This window comes from Microvirga sp. P4_G7 (assembly GCF_056401005.1).
This window is the reverse complement of sequence record NZ_JBFUKD010000464.1, coordinates 1-3097: the sequence shown is the minus strand read 5'-3', so window position 1 is coordinate 3097 and position 3097 is coordinate 1. Positions and strand designations below refer to the sequence as shown.

2 protein-coding genes and 1 pseudogene are annotated in these 3097 nt (G+C 62.1%); all 3 read right to left on the bottom strand.

The genetic code is table 11. The features are described from left to right. Positions 1 to 107: 107 nt before the first annotated feature. Positions 108 to 938, bottom strand: a complete 831-nt coding sequence (locus AC1DT3_RS16420) for a 3-oxoadipate:acetyl-CoA acetyltransferase (protein WP_477466310.1) — start codon at positions 936 to 938, stop codon at positions 108 to 110. After that, positions 935 to 2860, bottom strand: coding sequence for a bifunctional sugar phosphate isomerase/epimerase/4-hydroxyphenylpyruvate dioxygenase family protein (locus tag AC1DT3_RS16415; RefSeq protein ID WP_477466309.1), 1926 nt, complete (start codon positions 2858 to 2860; stop codon positions 935 to 937). Before AC1DT3_RS16415 ends, AC1DT3_RS16420 begins: the two co-directional genes overlap by 4 nt. Continuing rightward, positions 2857 to 3097 (bottom strand): annotated as a pseudogene (locus AC1DT3_RS16410) (shikimate dehydrogenase); the annotation flags it as partial. The pseudogene AC1DT3_RS16410 and the gene AC1DT3_RS16415, both read right to left, overlap by 4 nt.

Below are 3097 nucleotides of genomic sequence, written 5' to 3'. Positions count from 1 at the left end.
CGCGATCAGTCGGCCGCAGTTTAGAGAGTGGATGAGGTCACACGTTTAGCGTGTTGCCAAATCATCGAAAAATCCCGCAAGTTCGATCGCACATGCGTCAACGGATATCAGGCTGCCGGCATTGCGAGGATTTCGCGGGCCTCGGCGACAGTCGCGATCCTGCGTCCGTACTCGCCGGCCATGTCGACGACGCGTTTGACCAGTGCCGCGTTCGAAGGCGCGAGCGTGTCGCGTTCGAGCCGAACGTTGTCTTCGAGACCTGTTCGGCAATGGCCTCCGAGTTCAAGCGACCATCGGTTCAACGTGATCTGATCACGGCCGATGCCGGCGCCGGTCCAGGTCGCATCGGGAGCGAGCCGCTTCAGCGTTCTGATGTAGAATTCGAACGCATCGCGATCCACCGGCATCGCGTTTCTCACGCCCATGACGAATTGGACGTGAAGTCGACCGACGATCGCGCCCGCCTTTGCCATCTCGGCCGCCTTGAAGATCATCGAGAGGTCAAAAGCCTCGATCTCCGGCTTGACGCCGTGCTGCTTCATCTCGGCGGCCAGCCAGTCGATCAGGTCCGGGCTGTTCTCATAGACGCGTGTCGGGAAGTTGCATGATCCGGTCGAAAGCGAGCACATGTCGGGCTTCAGCGGGATCATGCCGCCGCGTTCCTGGCCAGCGCCAGAGCGCCCGCCGGTCGAGAACTGTACGATCATCCCGGGGCAGTGCTTGCGCAGCCCGTCGAGCAAGCGACCGAAGCGTTCCGGGTCGGAACTTGGGCTGCCGTCGTCGTTGCGGACATGCGCATGGACGAGGGTCGCCCCGGCCTCGAATGCTCCGTGCGTCGATTCCACCTGCTCGGAAATCGAAATCGGTACCGCGGGGTTGTCGCGTTTCGTCGGCAGAGACCCCGTGATCGCCACGGTGATGATACAGGGCGCGCTCATTGTTGAGCCGTCGTGCGCGCGTGGATGGGCGCCGGGACGGTGATCGGGCGTGCGAGTCGCGCTTGCGCGGTGAGGCGAACACCCGCGTTGGCCGCACCATAGCCGATGTAACCCTCGCGCTGGACGATTTCGAAGAACAAACCGCCGTCGAGCGTTGTCGTGTAAGCCTGCCAAAACTCGCCGCGCTCATCGCGGTCGTAGAGGATGTTCAACGTTTTGAGTGCGTCGATGGCAGCGGGCGTGAGGTCGGAGCGCGCCGCGAGGTCGTCGTAGTAGTTTTCGGGAATGGGCAGCATGCCGACGCCGGCAGCGACGAGCCGCTCCACCGTCTTCACGATATCGTTTGTCGCAAAGGCGATATGCTGCACGCCAGATCCGAAGAAATCAGTGATGAAGCGAGCTGACATGGTTCGGTGGCTCTGCGAACCGTTGAGGATCAGGCGCAGCCCGTGGCCCGGCTTGCCGTCAAGGCCACTTTCGATCACCTGGCTCTGGACCACACCACCTGGATCGATGACCGCCTGGCTCGGCGTCTTCGTCGTCTCGAACAGGGACGAGTAGAACAACAACCAGGTCAGCATCTCCTCATACTGCATGCTCTGAGAGACGTGGTCGATGCCGATCAACCCTGCATCGGGCGAACTCTCTCCTGTCGGCTCGAAGTCCACCAGCGACCAGCGACCGAGAGCCGACGCGCTGTCGAGAAAATAGACCAGACTGCCGCCGACACCACGCACCGCCGGAATGTCGAGTTCCCCTGGCGCTACAGCACTGGTGTGGGGGACGTCGAGGAGCGCGGTTGCGCGCTGCGTCGCCGCGACCGCATCCGAAACCCGCAGCGCGATGGCGCAGACGGAGGTGCCATGCGTGATCTGATAGCTGTGTGCGAAGCCATCGGAATCGCTGTTGAGCACGATCCGAATGTCACCCTGGCTCCAGAGGTCGACATCCTTCGAGCGATGGGCGCCACTCCGTCCGAAGCCGAGCGCCGCCAACAAGTGCTGGAAACTCGGGCGTTCGGCCTCTGCGATCGCGAACTCGATGAACTCAACCGCCTCGACGGGTGCGGGCGCCGGCATCGGTACGGCTCCCGGCACGGGCCGACCGAGCTTTCTCACGGTTTCGTCAAGCAGCCAGAGCAGCGAGCGATGTCCATCGAGGGCGACCGAGCGGGCGGAGCCGGCACGGAAGCGATCGTTGAAAATCTCCAACGACAACGCGCCATCGTAATTGGTCGAAACGAGGGCTTTCATGAAAGCGGCCAGATCAAGATCACCCTGCCCCGGCAGGCATCGCCAATGACGGCTCCACGACAGGTGGTCCATCTGCAGCTTGGGCGCGTCTGCGACCTGCACCATGAAGATTCTGTCGCGCGGGATCGTCGTGATCGTCGCGAGATCGAGCTCCCGCGACAAGATGTGGAAACTATCGAGGACGATGCCGACATTGTCTTTCGCCGCACGACGTACGATTTCCCAGGCGTCGCGATAGTCCCAGACATGCCGACCCCAGGCCAACGCTTCGTAGCCAACACGCAGGCCGCGCTTGGCGGCACGCTCACCGAGCTCGGCAAAATCGTTCGCCAGCCGGTCGATACCGCTGAGCGCTTCGGAGGATACGCTCGAACAGACGAAGAGAAGATCGGTTCCAAGTTCCTGCAGCAGATCGAATTTGCGCTCCGCGCGATCGAACGTCCGGGCGCGGCGCGCATCAGGCATCCCTTCGAAATCACGGAAGGGTTGGCACGTCACGATCGCAAGGCCGAGATCACCGCAGATGCGCTTCACCTCTGCCGGCGTCCCTGGGAAGGCGATCAGATCGTTTTCAAAGATCTCGACCGCTTTGAATCCGGCGGCCGAGATCGCTTCTAGCTTTTCCTGCAATGTGCCGGAGACGCAGACGGTGGCGATGGACGGGATCATGTCTGAATCTCCTCATGGTCCAATTTTGCAATCGTGCGCAGGTCCTCGGCCGTCGTGGTCGGAAAGCCGAAGAACTCCAGATAGGCGGGGATCTGCTCGAACAGCATGTCGGTCCCGATCTGGAATGCGCAGCCACGGGCGCGAACCGCGGCGAGGAACGGCGTGATATCCTGCTTCAAAACCACCTCGCCGACGAAGGTGGAGGGGGAAATTCGCGCGACATCGACAGGAAGGGGA

Excerpts from the sequence above, each read along its gene's own strand:
- AC1DT3_RS16420 (WP_477466310.1), bottom strand. The coding sequence starts at position 938 with ATGAGCGCGCCCTGTATCATCACCGTGGCGATCACGGGGTCTCTGCCG.
- AC1DT3_RS16415 (WP_477466309.1), bottom strand. The coding sequence starts at position 2,860 with ATGATCCCGTCCATCGCCACCGTCTGCGTCTCCGGCACATTGCAGGAA.